This is a genomic window from Pseudomonas sp. R4-84, from assembly GCF_054130985.1.
In genome coordinates this window covers 1541255-1562461 of sequence record NZ_CP096390.1, presented here as the reverse complement: position 1 = coordinate 1562461, position 21207 = coordinate 1541255, and the positions used below count along the sequence as shown (strand labels likewise).

The window sequence follows — 21207 nt, the reverse complement described above, 5'->3', positions numbered from 1 at the left end:
GACTGCACCGACAAATCGTAAGTGGGCGTTTCGAACCGGCGGGACGCCGCAGGGCATCACAAAACGCGGCAGTATACCCGAGGGCTTCGTTGCGAAGGGGGTTGCTGACAAGAGGCGCTAGCGGCGAGTGTTGGACCAGGCCCAGACCTGCCAAAGATCGCCCTGACATTGAGTCATGCCCGGCCAACGAAGAGGCAAATCCACCACGCGGCTGGCCTGAGCGCTCAAGAAGGCCTAGAATTCCCGCATTGTTTATTCCCCAAGGTAGCCCGTAATGTCCTTCGCTGAGCAACTGACCCGCCTGCAAGTCTTCCTCGACGCCGATGAGCTGCACGAAGAGGCGCTGGATTACGTGGCCGCTCATGGCTATCTGACTGCCCTGTCGATCTGCGCGGAATCGGTGCCCGATCGTGAGTGGATCGACGCCCTGTTCGCCGAAGAACCGCACTACGCCGACGAAGCCCAGCGCGCTGAAATCGAAGCCACGCTGGTGGGCCTCAAGGCCCACATCGCGCGTCAACTGGCTTCCGATGAGGAATTCGAGTTGCCGTGCGAGCTGGACCTGGGCGACGACCCGGACGATTCGGAACTGCGCGGCTGGTGCATCGGTTTCATGGAAGGCGTGTTCCTGCGCGAAGCCGCCTGGTTCGAAACCGCCGAGGAAGAAGTCAGCGAAATGCTGCTGCCGATCATGGTCGGTTCCGGCCTGTTCGACGAGCAACCGGAGTTCGAAGACATTGCCAAGGACGCGAACCTGATGGACGACATGATCGTGCAGATCCCGGAAGCACTGACGGCCCTGTACCTGCTGTGCAACGCACCGGACGAGAAGCCGGCGATTCTCAAGCCTCGCCACCACTGAGTCACCGGGTGCGCGCCCCTATCGGCAAGCGCCCGCTGATCCTGCGTTACGCTCTGCTGGCCGTCGGCTGGCTGAGCGTGGTGCTGGGGGTCATCGGCATCTTCATTCCCGTTCTCCCCACCACCCCCTTCCTCCTCCTGGCCGCTGCCTGTTTCGCTCGCAGTTCGCCGCGCTTCTACCAATGGCTGGTGGAACATCCCCGCCTCGGCCCGTGGATCGGCGACTACCTCAGCGGCAACGGCATCCCGCTCAAGGGCAAGGTCTACGCCATCGGCTTGATGTGGGTAAGCATCCTGCTCTCGTGCTACCTGGTGCCATTGCCGTGGGCGCGGGTCTTCATGCTGACCAGCGCGGTGCTGGTGACGGTTTACATACTCCGGCAAAAAACGCTGCGCCGGCCCTGATGCAGAAGGTCGCGTAGCGTCGCAAAGGGTTCTGCACCTTTCGTCGCGAATCGCTGTCGACCTGTCAACCTTGACAGTAGCCAGCGCGCCACGGTCGAGGCTCAATGTCATCATTTCGTCATGCTTCAACCATAGCGTCGCCCCAAGGAGCGTGGTCATGCCCGACATTTCCTTCCCACTCGGTTCCTACGCCAATCAAGTATCGCCTCGCGCCCGCCATGCAGCCAAACGGCTGCCCCCTACCGTGCGTGCCACGTTGCCCTGCCCCAGGTTGGAAGAGGCCTCCCCGCCGGATGTGTTCGACCCTGGCAAAGAGTTCGAAGTCGTTCACGTGCTGATCGAATATCCGCAAATGGCCCGCAACGACATTCTTAGGTGCTATTGGCTTGGGGAAGATTCGTTGGGGTGTACCAGCAGCAAATTGACCGTCTCCGACGTCTTCGAAGGCCGTCCGGTGCGGTTCGCGGTGGGGACAGAATTTGTCATGCCGAACATGGGCCGACGTGTCAGGGTGAGCTATACCTTGTGGCGCGCCGGCACGCGGGAATATGAATACTCATCGGTACTCAACTTGTTGGTGCGTGAACTCATAGCATGACCCGTTCCAGCAGAGCCCTCCCGTAGCTGATAGACCACACCCGACATTTCGCCGGGTGTTGTCTATTCGGCTCAGCTTAAACCGTGTCCAGCTTCAAACTTCGCCCACCAAGCCTGCGAAAAACGTCACCCCTCCCAGCTCCCTACCGCTCATCCAAAACCTGCCCATACCTGTCGACTCTGACAGTAGCCAGCGCTGCCTGCTGGGAGTTTGATAGCCCATACATCAACGGTCATTCGCCCGTTCAGCTCTTGGGAAAATCGCCATGGATATCCGATCCCCTGCCTTAAACCTGCTGTTTGAACTATATCCTGTGGTCATTCCGGGTTGGATAAGTCCGGTGAAACCGGCAGGCATCGCAAATGGCGGAGTGCCCAAGAAGCTTTACGACTCATCGTCCGACGGACTGCTATGCGTGGTTGACCCATGGGCCGAACTCATCGGTCGTTCCTGGACAATGGCCGCGTTTGATCGAGTCGATTTATACGTCAATGACGGGCCGACCCCCGTTGATGGCCATACCGTTCTGCCAGGGCAGGAGCAAGAACGCATCCCATTGCATGTCACTCCTGGGAGACTGAATGAAGGGGTGAACAAACTGCACTATAAAGTCACCCGCGTTGGGAACAACGAAGAGCTCTCTCGACCGCTGAACGTTCTCTATCACCTGCAATCGCCGGGTGAACCATCACTCAGCGCGGATCTAGTCATTCCACTTGACGTTATTATCGACGGCGTCAGCTTCGATAAGGCGGAGCAAGGGGTGGAGTTCGGATTCACTTATACCAACCGCCGAAACTACGACCATATCGATTTTTTTGTGGGCAACGTGACCGTCCCATTCGACGTGGCGGATGTTCCCCAGCCGGTAGCGCATACGTTGTTCACCGACACGTTCAGGCAGGCGGGGGACAACCCCGCCACGCCGCTGCGATTCACCGTCACCGACCAATTGGGCAATGCCAACGAGTCGAAGACCAGGCGCCTGGATATTCATCTTGAAGTTGCGTTGATCACCCCTACCCTCGACAGCGTAAAAGACCCCGCCGGCCAGGACATTCCCGACGAAGGCAGCACCACCAGCACCGCCTTGACGCTCTCGGGGCAGGCAAGCAAAGGAAAGCAAATCGAGGTATACGACGGTAGTGGGTCCAGCGCCGTTTCCAAGGGGACTGCAACCGCAGATGCAGCAACCGGCCTTTGGACCTTGGCCATCACCGTCCCCGCAGGAAGACGTCGTCTTTATGCCAAATCCCTTTACCACCCCACAAATGTGTACTCGAATGTACGCCACCTTACGGTGGCTGTGGCCCTGACGATCGATACCAGCCCGGTAAGATTCACCCAACCGGTGCACGTGACCACCGCATCCGAAGCGCATCCGTTCAGGCCGGATTTCTCGGACGTGCAGCGGCAAGCCTCCAATGGGAGTCCTCCGTACAGCTACACCTCCAGCAATCCCAGTGTCGCTTCGGTGAACGCCGCTGATGGCCGAGTCTTTATCGCACGCGCAGGGACCACCGATATCCGCGTCACCGACAGCACCGGAGCCAGCCTTGCCTACACCGTGACCATCAACCAGGCTTGGGTGTGGGTTTTTTCCACGCACCGTATTAGCGGTGATAACGCAGAAAGGTGGCGGCGAAGTGTTTCCGGGGCGATAGCCCCTTCGCCGGGCACTCAGTTCACAGCCCTCGACGCCCGTTATGTGTTCCCCGCTGATTGGCGTTCCGCGGTTTATTACGGTGCCGTCGCCGGGCCAGATCGTTACTATCGATTAACTTGGTACGGTACCTGGGACACGACTAACCAGCTCCCACTCTATCGAGGCGTCGGCTACATCATATCGACGGCCAGTTCTCGAACCGTTGGCGCTTATCAATACATCGCGCTGACCTGGCTGAACAAAGAAGCCCTGCCGAACAGCAAGACACTGGCCCGGCAGTTGGCGACCTCCGGCCAAGTCTTCGACGGCATCGGCCAGTTGGTCGATGAGGCAACGTTGCAACTGCGTCAGCCCGGCGCCATCGGCGACGATCAAGGCGATTCTCAGATCCCTATTCCTGATGGACATGACCAGGTCGAGGGGGCTACCGCCACACTCGTGACCTGGCGCGAGGGTTCGGTCTATCAATGGAAAGTAATCCTGCAGCAGACGGATGCCGAAACAGTATTTGGCGAGGATCCCGCTCCGGAAGACGAAACCCTGACCGTAGCCTCTAATCCCAACGCCATTCTCGCCACCTGGCTCGATGCGTCGGGGACGTATCAGTACCAGGTCATCCTCCAAGACAGCGTGGTGGACGCTTGACCGGCAGGAAACGCTGAACGAGGTCTGACAGGGTTCGTCATGCTTGAGTCCAAAGCGCCAGGCAGCACCGGCATTTCGCCGGGTGCTGCCCACTTCGTTTCAGCTCAAACCGTGTCCACCTTCAACGAATGATCATTGAGCATTCCGTTGATGATCGTCGCCGTATCAGCCCCGCCAATCATTCCACCCGATCCCGGCGTCACCCCGTAATGGCTGGCAAGATCGATGCCGGCCAGGTCGATGGTCTGGTTCGGCGTGGCGCCCGCGGTGCTGCTGACGTCGATGCTGGTCACGACCGATGCGCCGGTTCCGGTGACGGTGAAGTGCAGGTAGTCGTCCAGGGACGCCGCGCTGCCGTTTTCGCCCAGTAGCAGTTGGGACAGGTCGAGTTTGTCCAGGCCCGGGGTGAAGTCGGTGATGACGTCGTGGCCGCTGTTGCCAGCCTGCCATTGGAAGGTGTCCGCGCCGCTGCCGCCGCTGAGGATGTTATTGCCCAGGCCGCCAATCAAAATGTCGTCGCCGCCCCCGCCGTTGAGCACGTCATGGCCAAGGCCGCCATCGATGCGATTGCCCGAGCCGTCACCCGTGAGGGTGTCGTTGAAATTCGAGCCAACGAGGTTTTCGATGCCGGCCAGGGTGTCGGTCCCGGCCCCGAGGGTGTTTTGCGCGGCCAGCAGGCCGAGGTTCACGGTGACGCCTGCCGTGGCATGGGCATAGCTGGCGGTATCGTTGCCGGTGCCGCCGTCGAGCAGGTCGTTGCCGACGCCGCTGTAGAGCACATCATCCCCTGCCCCACCGTGCATGGCGTTATTGCCAGAGCCCGCGCTGAGAACATCGTCGCCACCGCCGGCGTTCAGCACGTTGTCGCCATTGCCGGCCAGCAGCACGTCGTCGCCCGCCGTCCCCGTCAGGGTGTGACCGGCTTGATAGCTGATGCCTACCCCGGCGCTATCGCTGCCACCGTGGTTGTCGCTGGCGGTGTAGGTGCCATGGAAATCCGGCGTGCTGTTTTGAGCGCCCGCGTAGTTGACCGTCAGGGTCAGCTGGTAGTTTTCCGAGCCATTGCCGTTGCCATTGCCAGGATTGGGAATGTTGGTCACATGGATCTGGTAGTTGCCAGTCGCCGCCGCCGTGAACGAGGCACCGTCGCTGATCGCGATGAAGGGCCCGCCATTCAAGGAGTACTCCATGGCGATGCGGCCCGCGGCCAGGTTGTGATCCAGTTTGAGGGTTTCGCCCTGCTTCAGGCTGATGTTGAGCCGGTCTTCATCGTTGGCGTTGCTGTTCGACACCGCCCCCAGCGCGCCACTGACCACCAGCACCGCTGTCATGCTCGCGGCATTGGCGACGAAGGCGCTGCGGTTCAGGTTGATCGACTGGACGTTGTTGCCGGCGAAGCTTGCGGTGCCGGTGCTGCCGGTGAAGTCCGCGCCCTTGGCAACCCAGCCTGTGTTGAAACTGGTCGGCGACGCGGTAAGCGGGTCGCCATTGGCGTCGCTGTCGTTGCCCAGCAACAGCTCACCGGGGACTACGATATTGCCCGACAGCACGTTGGTTATGACGTTGTCATCGATCGCCACCGGCGGGCTGTTGGGTTGGACCTTGATGACCAGGTTGGAGCTGGCCAGGTCGCCATCGTTATCACTGAGGGTGTAGCCGATGTTCTCGGTGATCAACGTACCGGTGGTGGTCTGGGAGGTGTAGCTGAACGCCCCGGTGTCGAGGTTCACCACCAGAGTGCCGTCGTGGCCGGTGGCGATGCTGACCGTGTTGGTCGCCGTATTGAAGACCCCATGATTGGCGCCACCGCTGGCAGTCAGTGCTCCCTGGCCACCGTTGGCGTCCGGGTTGTAGCTGTAGCTCGTGCCGTCCACCAGGAGGCTTTTGACAAATCCGCCGTCGGCGCCGAACGAACCGCCCTCCCCGAGCAGGCTGCCGGTGACCGGCACGCCCTGCACGGTGCCGGAAAGCACCGAGTTGAGCTGGTTCAGGTCGGTGACCACGACCGCGTTTGTGTCGGTGTGGGTGCTGCCGTCGTGGGCCAGCGGATCGAGATTGATGTTTCTCGCGCCGCTGCCCAGTCCGATGGCGTAGTTCTTGATGCCATTGGCATCGAGAAAGGCTTTCCACGCGACCTCGTCCGCCGAGCCGATTTCGCCCAAGGTCGGCTTGCCGTCTGAAAAGAAGTAGCCAACGTTTTGTGCGCCAACCAGTTTGCCGGAGGTTGCGAACGCAGTCTGGGCCGTGGCCACCGCCGCGTCGTAATTGGTGTCACCGTGCGCTTTCAGCGCGGCGATCAGCGTCTTGGCGGTTGCAACGTCCACCCAGACGGCACTCTGGTCGGTGGCGCTGCCGCTGAAGGTCACCAGTTGGACTTTCACGTCGCCCATGTCGTCGTATTTGTCGAGCAAGGCGCTGACCGCCTGCTTGGCCAGGTCCATTCGCGAAAGCCCCGGGACACCGGAGGCATCTTTCATGCTGCCGGAGACGTCGAGCACGATCAGCAGGTTCGAGTCGATCTCGGTCGCCGTGACCGAACGCTCGGACGCGACAGCCTTGGGTACGTCATCGACGATGCTGACCACCAGGTTGCCGGTGGTGCTGTTGCCCAGGGCGTCAGTAGCCTGATAGGTGAAGTTCTCGGTCAATACGTTCGGGCCATTGTTGGCATTGGGCGACGTTGCCGCCGCAGACGTCAGCGTATAGGTGTAGGAACCATTGGGGTTGAGCGACAATTGGCCGTGGGCGCCGTTGGCATCACCCACCAGGGCGAACGTGACGGCTCCGGTTGCGCCAGTGACCGAGCCTACCAGGGAGCCAGTCGCGGTTTCGCTGGTGGAACCTGGCTCGCTGCCGGTCGTGGTGCCGGGCGCCAGGTCCTGGCCGTCCTGTTTCAGGTCCAGGGCCTTTTCGTAGACGGTGATGTCATGGTCGGTCTCGGCAACCAGGCAACTGTTGTGCACATCGATGGTGATGGTTGTGGTGCTTTCATCGCCGTCACCGTCGCGCACGGTGTAGGTGAACACATCAGTTGCACCTGGCGCGCCGACGGAGTCCGGATTGCTGTGATAGACCGCATTGCCGTTGGCATCCAGCGTCAGGTAGCCATAAGCGCCATTGATCTGCGTATTGAGGCCGCCGTTGGCGGGGCTTGAGGTGTCGTTGCCAGCGCGCACGCCAACCACCGTGCCACCGTCGGCACCAAGCACGTCGTTGTGCAAAACGTTGCCGCTGACCGTCCCGCCCTCCACCACCGCGGCGGTATCGCAATGCGCCTTGGGCACATCGTCGACAATATTGATGACGATGGTGCTGGTGACGGTGTTGCCGAGTGAATCCGTGGCCTGATAGGTAAAGCTTTCACTCAGTTCATTCGGGCCATCGTTGGCGGCGGGCGTTGTCGTGGCGGGCGACGTCAGGGTGTAGGTGTAGGAACCGTCCGGGTTGAGCAATAGTTGACCGTGGGCGCCGGTGGCATTGCCGACCAGGGCGAACGTGACGGCGCCAACGGCACCGGTCACCGAGTCCAGCAGGCTGCCGCTGGCGGTTTCGCTGGTGGCGTTCGGCAGGCTACCGGTGACGGTGCCGGGGGCCAGGTCCTGGCCGTCCTGGTTCAGGTCGAGCGCGCTTTCACGCACGCTGACTTCATCATCCGGTGCGGCGACGAGGCAGCTGTTATGCACGTCGATGGTGATGGTGGTGGTGCTTTCGTCACCGTCGGCGTCGCGCACGGTGTAGGTGAACACGTCGGTGGCACCCGGTGCGCTGACGGCATTCGGATTGCTGTGGTACACAGCGTTGCCATTGGCGTCCAGGGTCAGGTAACCATAGCTGCCGTTGATCTGGGTATTGAGGCCGCCAACGGCCGAGGTCGAGGTATCGCTGCCAGCGCGAACGCCGATCACCGCGCCGCTTGCCGCAGGCCCATCGGCACCGCCCTCATCGTTGTTGAGAACGTTGCCGCTGACCGTCCCGCCCTCATCCACCGAGGCGGAGTCGGCATAAGCGGTAGGCAAGTCATCGACAATGTTCACGTCCAGGTTGCCGGTGGCCGTGGTCCCGTTATCGTCCGTGACCACCACGGTAAATTGCTCGCCAAGGCTGTTGGCGCCGCTGGCGTTGGGATGGGCTTCGTTGTCGAGCAAGGTGTAGCTGTAGCTGACCACGCCCGTGGCGGCGTTGAAGCCGGTCACGGTCAGGGTATTGCCCAGCGCCGTGGTGATCGATTGTGGAAATCCGGCGGCCACGCCACCGCTGACCACGGTGATGCCGCCAACGCTCAGGCTCTGCACGCCGTCCAGCGCGGTCACGGTAAAGGTGCCGTTTTGCGTCAGCGCCGACGTGTCCGGGCTGCTGCCGTCGTCGAGGTTGTTTTCCTGGACCGTGAGCTCGCCGCCATCGGTGTCCAGGCCGTCGATGATCACCGGGTCGTCGTTGTTGTGGACTTGCAGCACCAGGTTCGCGGTGCTGGTGTCTCCATCGGCGTCGGTCAGGGTGTAGGTGAAGGTTTCCGTGCCGCTGCCGCCACCATTCAGGCCTTTGAAATCGGTATCGGACGCATTGAGCGTGTAGGTGTAGGACCCATCGGCGTTCAGGACGAGGGTGCCATAGGTGCCGGTGAACGTTCCGGGCGTGATCGGATCGGACGCCACCTGATCGGCGCCTTGGGTGTCGTTGGGCAGCACGCTGCCGGTGAGGGTCAGGTTGCTTTCCGACGCGGTGCCGGTGTTGCTGTCGTCCACGGCGTTGGGCACGTCATCGACGATATTCACGTCCAGGTTGCCGGTGGCCGTGGTCCCGTTATCGTCCGTGACCACCACGGTAAATTGCTCGCCAAGGCTGTTGGCGCCGCTGGCGTTGGGATGGGCTTCGTTGTCGAGCAAGGTGTAGCTATAGCTGACCACGCCCGTGGCGGCGTTGAAGCCGGTCACGGTCAGGGTATTGCCCAGCGCCGTGGTGATCGATTGTGGAAATCCGGCGGCCACGCCACCGCTGACCACGGTGATGCCGCCAACGCTCAGGCTCTGCACGCCGTCCAGCGCGGTCACGGTGAAGGTGCCGTTTTGCGTCAGCGCCGACGTGTCCGGGCTGCTGCCGTCGTCGAGGTTGTTTTCCTGGACCGTGAGCTCGCCGCCATCGGTATCCAGGCCGGTGATGATCACCGGGTCGTCGTTGTTGTGGACTTGCAGCACCAGGTTCGCGGTGCTGGTGTCGCCATCGGCGTCGGTCAGGGCGTAGGTGAAGGTTTCCGTGCCGCTGCCGCCGCCGTGTAAGGCGACAAACTGCGGATCGCTGGTGTTCAGCGTGTAGGTGTAGGTGCCATTGGGATTGAGAACCAAAGTACCGTAGGTGCCGGTAAATGTGCCGCCAATGATCGGCCCGCTGTCAGGGCCGGTGGGAATGCGGTCCGCACCCTGGTGATCGTTGGGCAAAACGTTGCCGGTCAGGCTCACGAGGGTTTCCGACGCGGTACTGGCGTGGCTGTCGTCGATCGCCTGGGGCACGTCGTCGGTGATGTTGACGTCCAGGCTCCCGTTCGCGATATCACCGTCGGTGTCGATTGCCACCACCGGGAATTGCTCGCTGATGGTGTTGGCACCACCGCCCGCCGGATGCGCCTCGTTGTCGGTCAAGGTGTAGCTGTAGGTGACGACGCCAGTGGCGGGGTCGTATCCGGTAATCGTCAGCGTGTTGCCCAGGGCCGAAGTGATGGACTGCGGGAAACCTGCGGGCACGCCGCCGGTGATGACGCTGATGCCGCCGATGCTCAAGCTGCTCAGGCCGTCGGGAGCCGAGATGGTAAAGGTGCCATTTTGCACCAATGCACCAGCATTACTGGCGGTGCCGTCGGCGAGGTTGGCCTCGTTGGCGGTCAATTCGCCACCGTCCACGGTCAGGCCGTCGAGGGTGACGGGGTTGTCTGGGGTCTCAGGAATGACCGGCGCAACGGCTGCGTCGTCGCCATCCGGGTCAGCCGCCACCTCCAGCAGCGGAAATTCGGGTATGCCATTGAAGCCTGCGGTGGGGAAGCCGATCAGTGGATCGACCTGTCCACCGACTTCTTCCAGCAACACAAAACTGTGCCCGCCGCCCACTGCGCCGGGGTTGCCGCCCTCGGCCCCGGCGGCCGTGGCCTCGCCAGTCTGGGTCGGGTCGGCGCCGGCCGCGATGGCTTGCTGCAGCTTCTGCACATCGGTCAGTTGGGCCTCGCTGGGCGTCGGCGTTTGCGGCGTGTCCACCCGCGGCGCCTGCTGATCGGCGAGCAATTGTGGGGTCAAGGTCAAGTCGCTGCCGCGACCCAGGGTCAGCTCATGGCCGTTCTGCAACTGCACCGCGACAGCGCCTTCGGCCCCGGTGACCAGGTGCTCGCCGGCATACAGCCGGTCACCTTCGACCAGAGGACGCCGCAGCCCGCCGACGTCCTGTGCGAAAACCTGCCCTACCACCTTGCTGACGGTACCGATGAGCGCTGCCATGTGCATTCCCTCCGCTGCCAACCACAGTCGGCACCTGTCTGGGTGAAGATCGGTGCTGGGTAGCCGCCAGAATTTGGAAAATCTGCCAGCTTTCGAGACCGTACGAGGGACAGTCAAATTGCCATAACGACAAAAAAACGTCACTCAAAACTGTCTCACTTTTGAACCCTTCAGCACCTCTTCACATCGTTTCAAAAATTATGTGGAACTTTTTATTGACGCCTACAAACCGACGCAACCCTTATTCGGCGAGGCTTTCGCTTTGAACAATGTGCTGGATTTTTCCAAGCTCATAAGTTTTTTTTGGAATAACTGTTATGAGAAATTCTTCTTAGGTTTTTCCTAGGATGTTCTTAGCTGTGTTGTTACAAGGTTGAAACGGTTTTGATCTTTTAAACGTCAATATTCTGGCGACAACGAAGTACAACAGATCTCAGGAGAAGCACCCCATGCGCGTTCTTACCCCCCTCTGCAGCGCGGTTCTACTGGCCATGGCCTGCTCCTCTCAGGTTCAGGCGATGTCCCTGACCGAGGCGATCCAGAGCACCATCGCGACTCACCCGGAACTGGCGCAACGGGTAGACAGCCGTCTGTCGGCCAACGAGGACGTCAAGGTCGCCAGAGGAGGCTTCTTTCCGTCGGTGGATTTGAACGCCGGTTATGGCCGTGGCTACAGCGACAACACCAATACCCGGGCACTGGGCAACCATCACACCAACATCCTGACCTACACCCAGTCGGAACTGCGCCTGCGGCAGATGATCTTCGACGGTTTTAATACCGCCAATGAAGTGGAACGTACCCAGGGCGTGGTCAATTCCCGGGCCTATTACGCCCAGGGCACCGCGCAGGATCTGGCGCTGCGGACCATCGAGGTCTACCTGGAAGTGCTCAAGCGTCGCGAACTGGTGACCTTGGCCAAGAACAACCTGCAAGCGCACCTGCGCGTCAATGACCAGATCGGCCTGCGCACCGAGCGCGGCGTGGGCAGTACCGCCGACTCCGATCAGTCCAATGCACGTCGGGCCCTGGCGGAAAACAACTACGACACCGCCCAGGTCGACCTGGCGGACGCGGAAGCAAATTTCTACAGCGTGGTCGGGCGCATGCCCGATGAGCTGGAAACCCCACCGTCCACCAAAGGCGAGATCCCCGTGGACCTGCGCGAGGCCCAGCAAAGCATGGTGGATAACAACCCGTACCTGAAATCGGCCCAGGCCGACATCCAGTCCGCCGAAAGCCAATACGAGGTGGCGAAATCACCGTTCTATCCGCGCTTCGACGCCGAAGCAGCCGTGGGCGCCAACAACAACCTGGGTGGCGAGGAAGGCCACGACAACAACTGGCGGCTGGGCGTGGTGATGAACTACAACCTGTTCCGCGGCGGCAGCGACAAGGCGCGGCTGGCATCCAACGCCCACCAGATCAACCAGGCGATGGACATCCGCAACAACGCATTGCGCCAGCTCAACGAAGACACCCGCCTGGCCTGGAACGCAATGCTCAACGCCCGCAAACAGACCCCGACCGCCCGGGAATACGCCGACACCACTTCTCGTGTGCGCGCGGCTTATCAAGATCAGTTCGGCCTCGGCCAACGCACACTGCTTGACCTGCTCGACAGTGAAAACGAGCTGTATAACGCCAACCGCCGTTACACCGAGGTGCGCTACACCGAGGAGTACTCGATGTACCGGGTGTTGGCGAACATGGGCCTGCTGCTGCAGAAACAACGGATCGTGCTGCCGGCCGATGCGGTCGCGCAGACCGAAGTCAAGAACCAGGCACGGCTGCCGGAACTGAAGTAATCCAGTGGGAGTGATCAGCATGACCCGCATGGAACCGGCAATTCCCGGCACCGACCCGCGCTTGAACTTCGATGATCCCTTGCTGGACGGCTTGTTGATCCTCTGCAAACTCCATGGCGCGACCGTCAGCCGCGCCAGCCTCAGCGCCGGGCTTCCTATGGCGCACCAACGTCTGAGCCTGGACCTGCTGCCTCGCGCAGCGGCCCGGGCCAGTTTGCAGGCGCGGCTGTTGCGCCGCGAGCTGGGGGATATATCGGCGCTGAATTTGCCAGTGATGCTGATCCTCGCCGGGGGCCGCTGCGCGATATTGCGGCGCTGGGGCGAGGACGGTCGCGCGCTGATCCTGCCCAGCGAGGCCGATGGCGGTGAACAATGGGTCAGCCGCGAGGAACTGACCACCGATTACAGCGGCCAGGCGCTCTTCGCCCGGCCGCGCCATGAGCTTGAAGACCTGCGCGCGCCCCTGGTGCCACGGGTCGAAGCGTGGTTTCGCGACACCTTGAAACTGTCCCGCTGGCTGTACAGCGACGCAATCCTGGCCAGTTTCCTGATCAATCTGCTGGGCTTGATGGTGCCACTGTTCGTCATGCAGACCTACGACCGCGTGGTGCCGAACCAGGCCACCTCCACGTTGTGGGTGCTGGCCGTCGGGCTGTTGATCGGCACCGGTTTCGAGCTCGTGTTGCGGGTGGTGCGTGCTCATCTGCTGGACACCGCCGGCAAGAAAACCGACGTGATTCTTTCCGCCACCCTGTTCGAGCGCATCACCGGCATGGCCATGAAAGCCAAGCCGGTGACCATCGGCGGATTCGCCCAAAGCATCCATGACTTCCAAGGGCTGCGGGAGTTTCTTACCGCCGTGACCCTTACCAGCCTGATCGACCTACCCTTCGCCCTGCTGATGCTGGTGGTGATCGGGCTGCTGGGCGGTTGGCTGGTGGTGATTCCGGTGGTGGCGTTTCCCATCACCGTGGTATTCGCGATGATCATCCAGGCGCGCCTGCGCGACACCGTGCAAAAAAGCCTGGCCCTGGGCGCCCAGCGCCAAGCCCTGCTGATCGAAACCCTCGGCGGCCTGGAAACCCTCAAGGCCTGCAGCGCCGAAAGCGAACGCCAGCATCAGTGGGAAAGCACCCACGGCGCCCTCACCCGCCTCGACAGCCATGCGCGCAATCTTTCGGCCCTGGCGACCAACGGCACGTTGTTCCTGCAACAACTAGCGGGCATGGCGACCATCGTCGCCGGGGTCTACAGCATCATCGCCGGCAACCTCAGCGTCGGCGCACTGGTGGCGACTTACATGCTCGGCAGCCGCGTGCTGGCTCCGCTCGGGCAGATCGCCGGGTTGATCACCCGCTACCAGCAAGCGCAGCTCACCATGCGCAGCACCGATGCCCTGATGGCCTTGCCCCAGGAGCGCGACGCCAAGCAGCGCCCGCTGGACCGAACCCAATTGCAAGGTGCCCTGGACGTCAGCGGCATCACCTTCCATTACAACGGCCAGGACGCTCCGGCGCTGGCCGATGTCAGCTTCAGCCTCAAGCCCGGCGAACGGGTCGGGATCATCGGTCGCAGCGGCTCGGGCAAAAGCACCCTGGCGCGGCTGGTGATGGGGTTTTATGCGCCGGAGCAAGGCCAGTTGCTGCTGGACGGCCTGGACTTGCGGCAACTGGACGTTGCCGACTTGCGTCAGCAGATCGGCTATGTCGCCCATGACTTGCCGCTGCTGGCCGGCAGCCTGCGGGACAACCTCACCCTCGGCGCGCGCTACATCAGCGACGGGCGCATGCTGGAAGTGGCGGAACTGACCGGCGTCACCGAATTGGCCCGTCAACATCCCCAAGGCTTCGACCGCCCGGTGGGCGAACGCGGGCAACTGCTGTCCGGCGGCCAACGCCAGGCCGTGCTACTGGCCCGGGCCTTGTTGCTCGACCCGCCGATCCTGCTGCTGGACGAACCCACCAGCGCCATGGACAACAGCAGCGAAGACACTCTGCGCCAGAAGCTTCATACCCATGTGCAAGGCAAGACCGTGCTGCTGGTCACCCACCGTACCTCGATGTTGAGCCTGGTTGACCGGTTGGTGGTGCTGGATAACGGGCGGATCGTGGCGGACGGACCGAAGGACGCGGTGATCGATGCGCTGCGCAAGGGACGGGTGGGCTCTGCTGCGGTGTAGAAGCCAACACATAATCTGTTTGGTCCGGGGACAGGGTTAACACTGTGGCGAGGGAGCTTGCTCCCGCTGGGCTGTGAAGCAGCCCCAGAACCATTCACCTCGGTGTATCTGACAGACCGCATCGACTGGTTTTGCGATGGCTGCGCCATCGAGCGGGAGCAAGCTCCCTCGCCACAAGAAGCAGCATCCAGCTCTATTTCATTTAACCAACGGGTACCGCCCATGTCTGCTCAAACATCCGATTCAGCCGCCCGAAGCTACTTCGGCAGCTTCAGCAAAAGCGCTGAAAGCGAGTTCATGCCGGAAACCGCCGGTGCCACGCTGCAGGACTCGCCCCGTCGCTCGCGGGTTACTGTCTGGCTGGCGGCCGGGCTGATTGTCACCGGGCTGGTCTGGGCGAAACTGGCGGTCCTGGAGGAAGTCACCACCGGCGAAGGCAAGGCGATTCCATCGAGCAAGATCCAGGTGATCCAGAACCTGGAGGGTGGCATCGTCACCGAGATTTTCGTGCGCGAAGGCCAGATGGTGAACAAGGGCGACACCTTGCTGCGCCTGGATGACACGCGGTTCCTGTCGAACAAGGGCGAGAGCGAGGCCGACCGTTATGCGTTGATGGCCCAGGTCGAACGCTTGTCGGCGGAGGCCGAAGGACGGCCATTGCAGTTATCCAGCGAAGTGACCGGCAAGGCGCCACAAGTGGCCGAGGACGAGCGTGCGCTCCATGAGCAGCGCCAGCGTCGCCTGGCCAGCGAGCAACGGACCTTGACCGAACAATTGCGGCAGAAAACCCAGGAACTGGCGGAGTTTCGCTCCAAGCAAGGCCAATTCAGCTCGGCACTGGCATTGCTGCAAGAAGAGATGAACATGTCGGCACCGCTGGTGCGCACCGGGGCGGTGTCGCCGGTGGAGATTCTGCGGCTCAAGCGCAGCGCGGTGGAAATCCGCGGCTCGCTCAACGCCACCACCCTGGCGATCCCTCGGGCCGAGTCGGCCATCAATGAGATCAAGAGCAAGATCGACGAATCGGAACAGACCTTCCGCTCCGACGCGGCCAAGGAGCTCAACGAGAAACGCACGGAACTGTCGAAAATCACCGCCTCCAGCATCGCCATCGATGACCGCGTGACCCGCACCACCGTAGTCTCGCCGGTGCATGGGGTAATCAAGCAAATGAAGGTCAACACCATCGGCGGCGTGGTCCAGCCGGGCAGCGACATGATCGAAGTCGTGCCCTTGGAAGACAACCTGCTGATCGAAGCCAAGGTCCGCCCACAGGACGTCGCCTTCCTGCACCCAGGCCAGAAAGCCATGGTCAAGTTCAGCGCCTACGACTACACGATCTATGGTGGGCTGAGCGCCAAGCTCGAGCTGATCGGCGCCGACACCATCACCGACGACAAGGGCAACAGTTTCTATTTGATCCAGGTGCGCACCGATAAAAACCACTTGGGTGGGGACGCGAAACCGTTGCTGATCATTCCGGGAATGGTGGCGACAGTGGACATCATTACCGGGGAGAAAAGTGTGTTGGACTACCTGCTCAAGCCGGTGTTGAAGGCGCGGACCGAGGCGATGCGCGAGCGGTAATCCGAATCTACGCCGATCTCGTGGCGAGGGAGCTTGCTCCCGCTGGGCTGCGCAGCAGCCCCAAGACCATTCACCTCGTTGTGTCAGGCAGACCGCGCCAGCAGGTTTTACGACGGCTGCGCCCGAGACGTCGGACCGGCCGAGCGGGAGCAAGCTCCCTCGCCACAGGGGTCTCTATACCCCTCCATGGTTCTTCTGGTAAGTCTCCTCCCCCATCGCCGCAATCTGCCCCTCGATCAACGCCTCGAACGGCCGCAACAACGGCTCGAAACTCACCGGTGTCTCAAGCGTCTGCAACGCCTGGGCGATCGCCTCCACCGTCGACAACGCCCCTGGCCCTGGCGCCTTGCGCAAGCGATAGCGGGACACGCCGCCGTCGGCCAAGGTCACCCTTGGCAGTGCCGCCAGCAGCGGGTTGAGGTGCAGTAACTTGCGGGCCTTGCGCCAGGTGCCGTCAGGAACGACCAACAGCAGCGGCTCATCGCAGGGGGTGTAGGCTTGCAGCGGCTGCGCATCGTCGGCGGGAAACAACAACCGCGCCCGGTAACCCGGTTGATCGAGCAGCCGTGACAGATCCTCGAACACCTCGCCCACGATCAATTCGGCATTGTTGAGCCCCAACGCCGCCAGCCGTGCGGTGTTCAAGGCATGGTTCACCTCGCTGGGATGCTGTAACAGCAACACGCGGGTGCGGCTGTCGAGGCTGGGGATCAAAGGGCACAGGCAATGGCTTTGCGGCCTGAGGCAACGTGGGCAGTGGATTCTGGACATGGTCAGGCCTGGTTCAGTTGAGCTTTGAGCAGATCACGGAAGGTCTGGATCAGCGGCTCGCGGCTGCGGCCACGGCGCACGATCATCGAGAACGGCGCCTGATAACCAAACGTCGCCGGCAGCAGCACGCGTAAATCGCCCTTGTCGACCCAGGCCTGAGCGTAATGTTCGGGCAGATAACCGATGTAGGCGCCCGACAGTACCAGGATCAACTGTGCCTCCATGCTTTCCACTGTCGCCGCGCTGTGCTTGAAGCCATGGCGGGCCAGCTCGGCCTGGCTCCAGTAACCGCGTCCGACCATGCGCTGCTGGGTGATGAGTTGCTCCGGGATACGTCGTTCGCCGAACAACGGGTGGCGACTGCTGCAATACAACCAGTGCTGCTCGCGGTACAGCGGCATGTAGACCAGCCCACTCATGCGCGTGGAAAACGCGCCGATGGCCAGGTCCAGGCGGTTGTCCTGGACGCCGAGTTGCAATTCGTAAGGGCTCAGGACCGACAGGTGCAGATGCACCGCCGGGTGTTCCTGACTGTACGCGCCGATGGCTTCGGCGAACGGCAAGGCTTTGTCGCTCACCGTGGAATCGATCACCCCCAGGTTCAGGGTGCCGCGCAACTCGCCCTTGAGGGCCGCAGCATATTGCTCGAAGCCTTCGAGTTCGCCGAGCAGGCGCAAGGTTTCCTGATGGAACAACTCGCCCTTGCTGGTCAGGCTGAACCCACCCCGCCCGCGATGACAGAGCACCAGGCCCAGGGCCGATTCGAGTTGGCTCATGTAGGTACTGATGGCCGATGTGGAGAGGTTGAGCTCGTGCTGCGCGTTGGCAAACCCCTGGTGCCGGACCACGCTGACGAAGATGCGCAGCAGTTTCAGGTCGGGTAGAGCGTTGGCCATGGGGGTCTCCGAATTACTCAGGGCTTAGTAGCGCTCTTGTGGCGAGGGAGCTTGCTCCCGCTCGATGGCGCAGCCGTCGCAAAACCTGCCCACGCGATCTACCTGATACACCGAGGTGAATGGTTTTGGGGCTGCTTCGCAGCCCAGCGGGAGCAAGCTCCCTCGCCACAGGGGGCATCATGTCCGCTACAACTGCGCCGGATCGGAGTCTATCGCCCCGCCTCGCATTAGTTTAGAAAAATCTGAACTAAGTATTTGCCGTCAGCGATTCTTCACGGCACAGGCTTTTCGCAGAATCGGCCCCTGATAAATAAAACAAACGATGAGGCCCTACCCGTGGACAAGATTCTTCACCAACCACTGGGCGGCAACGAAATGCCGCGCTTCGGCGGCATCGCCACCATGATGCGACTTCCCCACGTGCCCACCGCCGCCGGCCTGGACGCTGCCTTTGTCGGCGTGCCGCTGGACATCGGCACGTCCCTGCGCGCCGGCACCCGTTTCGGGCCACGCGAAATCCGCGCCGAATCCGTGATGATCCGCCCCTACAACATGGCCACCGGTGCCGCGCCGTTCGACTCCTTGTCGGTGGCGGACATTGGCGACGTGGCGATCAATACCTTCAACCTGCTCGATGCCGTGCGAATCATTGAGGAGTCGTACCACAAGATCCTCGAACACAACGTCATCCCCCTGACCCTGGGCGGTGACCACACCATTACCCTGCCGATTCTGCGGGCGATCCACAAAAAACACGGCAAGGTCGGCCTCGTGCACATCGACGCCCACGCCGACGTGAACGACCACATGTTCGGCGAGAAAATCGCCCATGGCACCACCTTCCGCCGCGCCGTGGAAGAAGGGCTGCTCGATTGCGACCGCGTGGTGCAAATCGGGCTTCGCGCCCAGGGCTATACCGCCGAGGATTTCAACTGGAGTCGCAACCAGGGCTTTCGCGTGGTCCAGGCCGAAGAGTGCTGGCACAAATCCCTGGCACCGCTGATGGCCGAAGTGCGCGAGAAAGTCGGCGGCGGACCGGTGTACCTGAGCTTCGACATCGACGGCATCGACCCGGCCTGGGCGCCAGGCACCGGCACCCCGGAAATCGGTGGCCTGACTACCATCCAGGCAATCGAAATCGTCCGTGGCTGCCAGGGCCTCGACCTGGTCGGTTGCGATCTGGTAGAAGTTTCGCCGCCGTACGACACCACCGGCAACACCTCGCTGCTGGGCGCGAACCTGCTGTACGAGATGCTCTGCGTACTGCCCGGCGTGGTTCATCGCTGAGGCGCGGCCATGAACGATCGAGATCAAGTCCTCGAAGCCGCCGCCGATCTGGTGTCGGCCTTCGCCCGCAACGATCGCGAGGCTTACTTCGGCGCGTTCAGCACCGATGCGAGCTTCGTGTTCTACACCCTCGAACAGCCGCTGCTGTCGCGCGATGCCTACCAGGCGTTGTGGGATCGCTGGCGGTCCGAGGATGGCTTCGAGGTGCTGAGCTGCACCTCGAGCAACGCCTTCGTCAGCCTGCAAGGGAACGTGGCGATTTTCATCCATGACGTGGCCACCGAGCTGCGCATGCAAGGGGAGCTTCACTTTAGCCAGGAGCGCGAAACCATCGTGTTTCGCCAAGAACAACAAGGCCTATGGCTGGCCTGTCATGAACATTTGTCCGCAATGCCGGAAGGGCTGCCACCCCCTTAGCCAAGCAGGCGACGTTCACGCACGATGAACGCGCCTTGATGATCGGAGCAGATCATGAATAACAATAACGATAAAAGCCTTACGCAGATTGAAACCAACGGGGTCGAGCAGATCCCGGACCATGAACGAACCGCCGGCCCGGGTGATCTGTTTCGACTGATCTTCGGCGGCGCCAATACCTTTGCCACCGCCGTGCTCGGCAGTTTCCCGGTGTTGTTCGGCCTTTCGTTCCAGGCCGGGGTCTGGGCGATCGTGCTGGGGGTGTTGGTCGGTTCGATCATCCTTGCGCCGATGGGCCTGTTCGGCCCGCTCAACGGCACCAACAACGCGGTTTCGTCCGGCGCGCATTTCGGTGTTCACGGCCGGATCGTCGGCTCGTTCCTGTCGCTGCTGACCGCTATCGCGTTCTTCTCCCTGTCGGTATGGAGTTCGGGGGACGCGCTGATCGGCGGCGCCAAGCGGCTGGTCGGTGTGCCGGAAACCGACTTGAGTCTGGGCCTGGCCTACGGCCTGTTCGCCCTGCTGGTGCTGACGGTGTGCATCTACGGCTTCCGCTTCATGCTGTGGGTCAATCGCATCGCCGTGTGGGCCGCGAGCCTGTTGTTCCTGCTGGGCATCTTCGCCTTCGCGCCGAGTTTCGACAGCCAGTTCGCCGGCACGGTCGCCCTCGGCCAAACAGGCTTCTATGCCGCCTTCATCGGCGCGGCACTGGTGGCCATGAGCAACCCGATTTCTTTCGGTGCCTTCCTGGGTGACTGGTCGCGCTACATTCCGCGAAATACCCCCAAGCGACACATCATGCTGGCGGTGATTGCCGCTCAGTTGGCAACGCTGATCCCGTTCCTGTTCGGCCTCGCCACCGCCACCATCGTGGCGACCAAGGCGCCGGACTACATCGCGGCCAACAACTACGTGGGCGGGCTGCTGGCGGTTTCGCCGGGATGGTTCTTCCTGCCGGTGTGCCTGATAGCGGTGATCGGTGGCATGTCCACCGGCACCACGTCGCTGTATGGCACGGGATTGGACATGTCCAGCGTATTCCCACGGGTGCTGTCGCGGGTCAAGGCGACGCTGTTGATCGGCGTCATGTCGATTGCCTTCATCTTCATCGGCCGCTTCGCGGCAAACCTTGTGCAGAGCGTCTCGACCTTCGCCGTGCTGATCATCACCTGCACCACGCCGTGGATGGTGATCATGATCATCGGGCTGCTGGTGCGCCGCGGCTTCTACTGCCCGGATGACCTGCAAGTGTTCACCCGAGGCGAGACCGGCGGACGCTACTGGTTCAGCCACGGCTGGAACTGGCGCGGCCTGGGAGCGTGGATTCCCAGCGCATTGGTCGGGCTGTGCTTCGTCAACTTGCCGGGGCAGTTCGTCGGGCCGCTGGGTGAGTTGGCCGGTGGGATCGACGTCAGCCTGCCGGTGACTCTGGGGCTGGCCTCGGTGGTGTACCTGGCATTGCTGGGGCTGTTTCCGGAACCGGCGGCGGTGTATGGGCCGCAGGATCCGCGGAGCATAGCGCCGCTCACGAAACCAGCGCTCCGGCAGGCCGCCTGACTGACAAATTCCGTGGCGAGGGAGCTTGCTCCCGCTGGGCTGCGCAGCAGCCCC

General features: G+C 62.1%; 13 protein-coding genes. 10 read left to right on the top strand and 3 right to left on the bottom strand.

Annotated elements, in window-relative coordinates; translation table 11 throughout:
* The first annotated feature begins 274 nt into the window (after positions 1 to 274).
* From M1D68_RS07355 to M1D68_RS07340, 4 genes are all read left to right on the top strand, one after another.
* Positions 275 to 862, top strand: a complete 588-nt coding sequence (locus M1D68_RS07355; protein ID WP_420767418.1) for a UPF0149 family protein — start codon at positions 275 to 277, stop codon at positions 860 to 862.
* Between the two features lie 8 nt (positions 863 to 870).
* The gene (locus M1D68_RS07350) at positions 871 to 1266 is read left to right on the top strand and encodes a YbaN family protein (RefSeq protein WP_434562943.1); all 396 of its coding nucleotides are present in this window, start codon (positions 871 to 873) and stop codon (positions 1264 to 1266) included.
* Between the two features lie 157 nt (positions 1267 to 1423).
* The gene (locus tag M1D68_RS07345; protein WP_434675188.1) at positions 1424 to 1864 is read left to right on the top strand and encodes a hypothetical protein; all 441 of its coding nucleotides are present in this window, start codon (positions 1424 to 1426) and stop codon (positions 1862 to 1864) included.
* A 265-nt stretch (positions 1865 to 2129) separates the two neighbouring features.
* A complete protein-coding gene (locus M1D68_RS07340) occupies positions 2130 to 4175 on the top strand; it encodes a hypothetical protein (RefSeq protein WP_457969828.1) in 2046 nt (681 codons plus the stop codon).
* A gap of 104 nt (positions 4176 to 4279) precedes the next feature.
* Here M1D68_RS07340 and M1D68_RS07335 read toward each other — a convergent pair whose 3' ends face one another.
* Positions 4280 to 10651, bottom strand: a complete 6372-nt coding sequence (locus M1D68_RS07335; RefSeq protein ID WP_457969826.1) for a retention module-containing protein — start codon at positions 10649 to 10651, stop codon at positions 4280 to 4282.
* Positions 10652 to 11100: 449 nt separating this feature from the next.
* Here M1D68_RS07335 and M1D68_RS07330 point away from each other — a divergent pair, with 449 nt between their 5' ends.
* From M1D68_RS07330 to M1D68_RS07320, 3 genes are all read left to right on the top strand, one after another.
* Positions 11101 to 12459, top strand: coding sequence for a TolC family outer membrane protein (locus M1D68_RS07330; protein WP_420767423.1), 1359 nt, complete (start codon positions 11101 to 11103; stop codon positions 12457 to 12459).
* Positions 12460 to 12478: 19 nt separating this feature from the next.
* Complete coding sequence (locus M1D68_RS07325; protein WP_420767424.1) at positions 12479 to 14638, top strand: type I secretion system permease/ATPase; 2160 nt, start codon at positions 12479 to 12481, stop codon at positions 14636 to 14638.
* Positions 14639 to 14860: 222 nt separating this feature from the next.
* Complete coding sequence (locus tag M1D68_RS07320) at positions 14861 to 16225, top strand: HlyD family type I secretion periplasmic adaptor subunit (RefSeq protein ID WP_420767425.1); 1365 nt, start codon at positions 14861 to 14863, stop codon at positions 16223 to 16225.
* Between the two features lie 174 nt (positions 16226 to 16399).
* Here M1D68_RS07320 and M1D68_RS07315 read toward each other — a convergent pair whose 3' ends face one another.
* Positions 16400 to 16996, bottom strand: coding sequence for a tRNA-uridine aminocarboxypropyltransferase (locus M1D68_RS07315; protein ID WP_434562937.1), 597 nt, complete (start codon positions 16994 to 16996; stop codon positions 16400 to 16402).
* A gap of 2 nt (positions 16997 to 16998) precedes the next feature.
* Positions 16999 to 17892: a LysR family transcriptional regulator gene (locus M1D68_RS07310; protein ID WP_420767427.1), complete on the bottom strand. Its 894-nt coding sequence runs from the start codon at positions 17890 to 17892 to the stop codon at positions 16999 to 17001.
* Positions 17893 to 18228: 336 nt separating this feature from the next.
* Between M1D68_RS07310 and speB the strand changes: the two genes are divergently transcribed.
* The 3 genes from speB to M1D68_RS07295 are packed head-to-tail and all read left to right on the top strand — an operon-like array spanning position 18229 to position 21153.
* Positions 18229 to 19179 carry an agmatinase gene (gene speB / locus M1D68_RS07305; protein WP_420767428.1) on the top strand — a complete coding sequence of 317 codons (951 nt, stop codon included), beginning with the start codon at positions 18229 to 18231 and terminating at the stop codon, positions 19177 to 19179.
* A gap of 9 nt (positions 19180 to 19188) precedes the next feature.
* Positions 19189 to 19596: a YybH family protein gene (locus tag M1D68_RS07300; protein ID WP_434562935.1), complete on the top strand. Its 408-nt coding sequence runs from the start codon at positions 19189 to 19191 to the stop codon at positions 19594 to 19596.
* Between the two features lie 54 nt (positions 19597 to 19650).
* Positions 19651 to 21153, top strand: coding sequence for a purine-cytosine permease family protein (locus tag M1D68_RS07295; RefSeq protein ID WP_457969823.1), 1503 nt, complete (start codon positions 19651 to 19653; stop codon positions 21151 to 21153).
* Positions 21154 to 21207 lie beyond the last annotated feature (54 nt).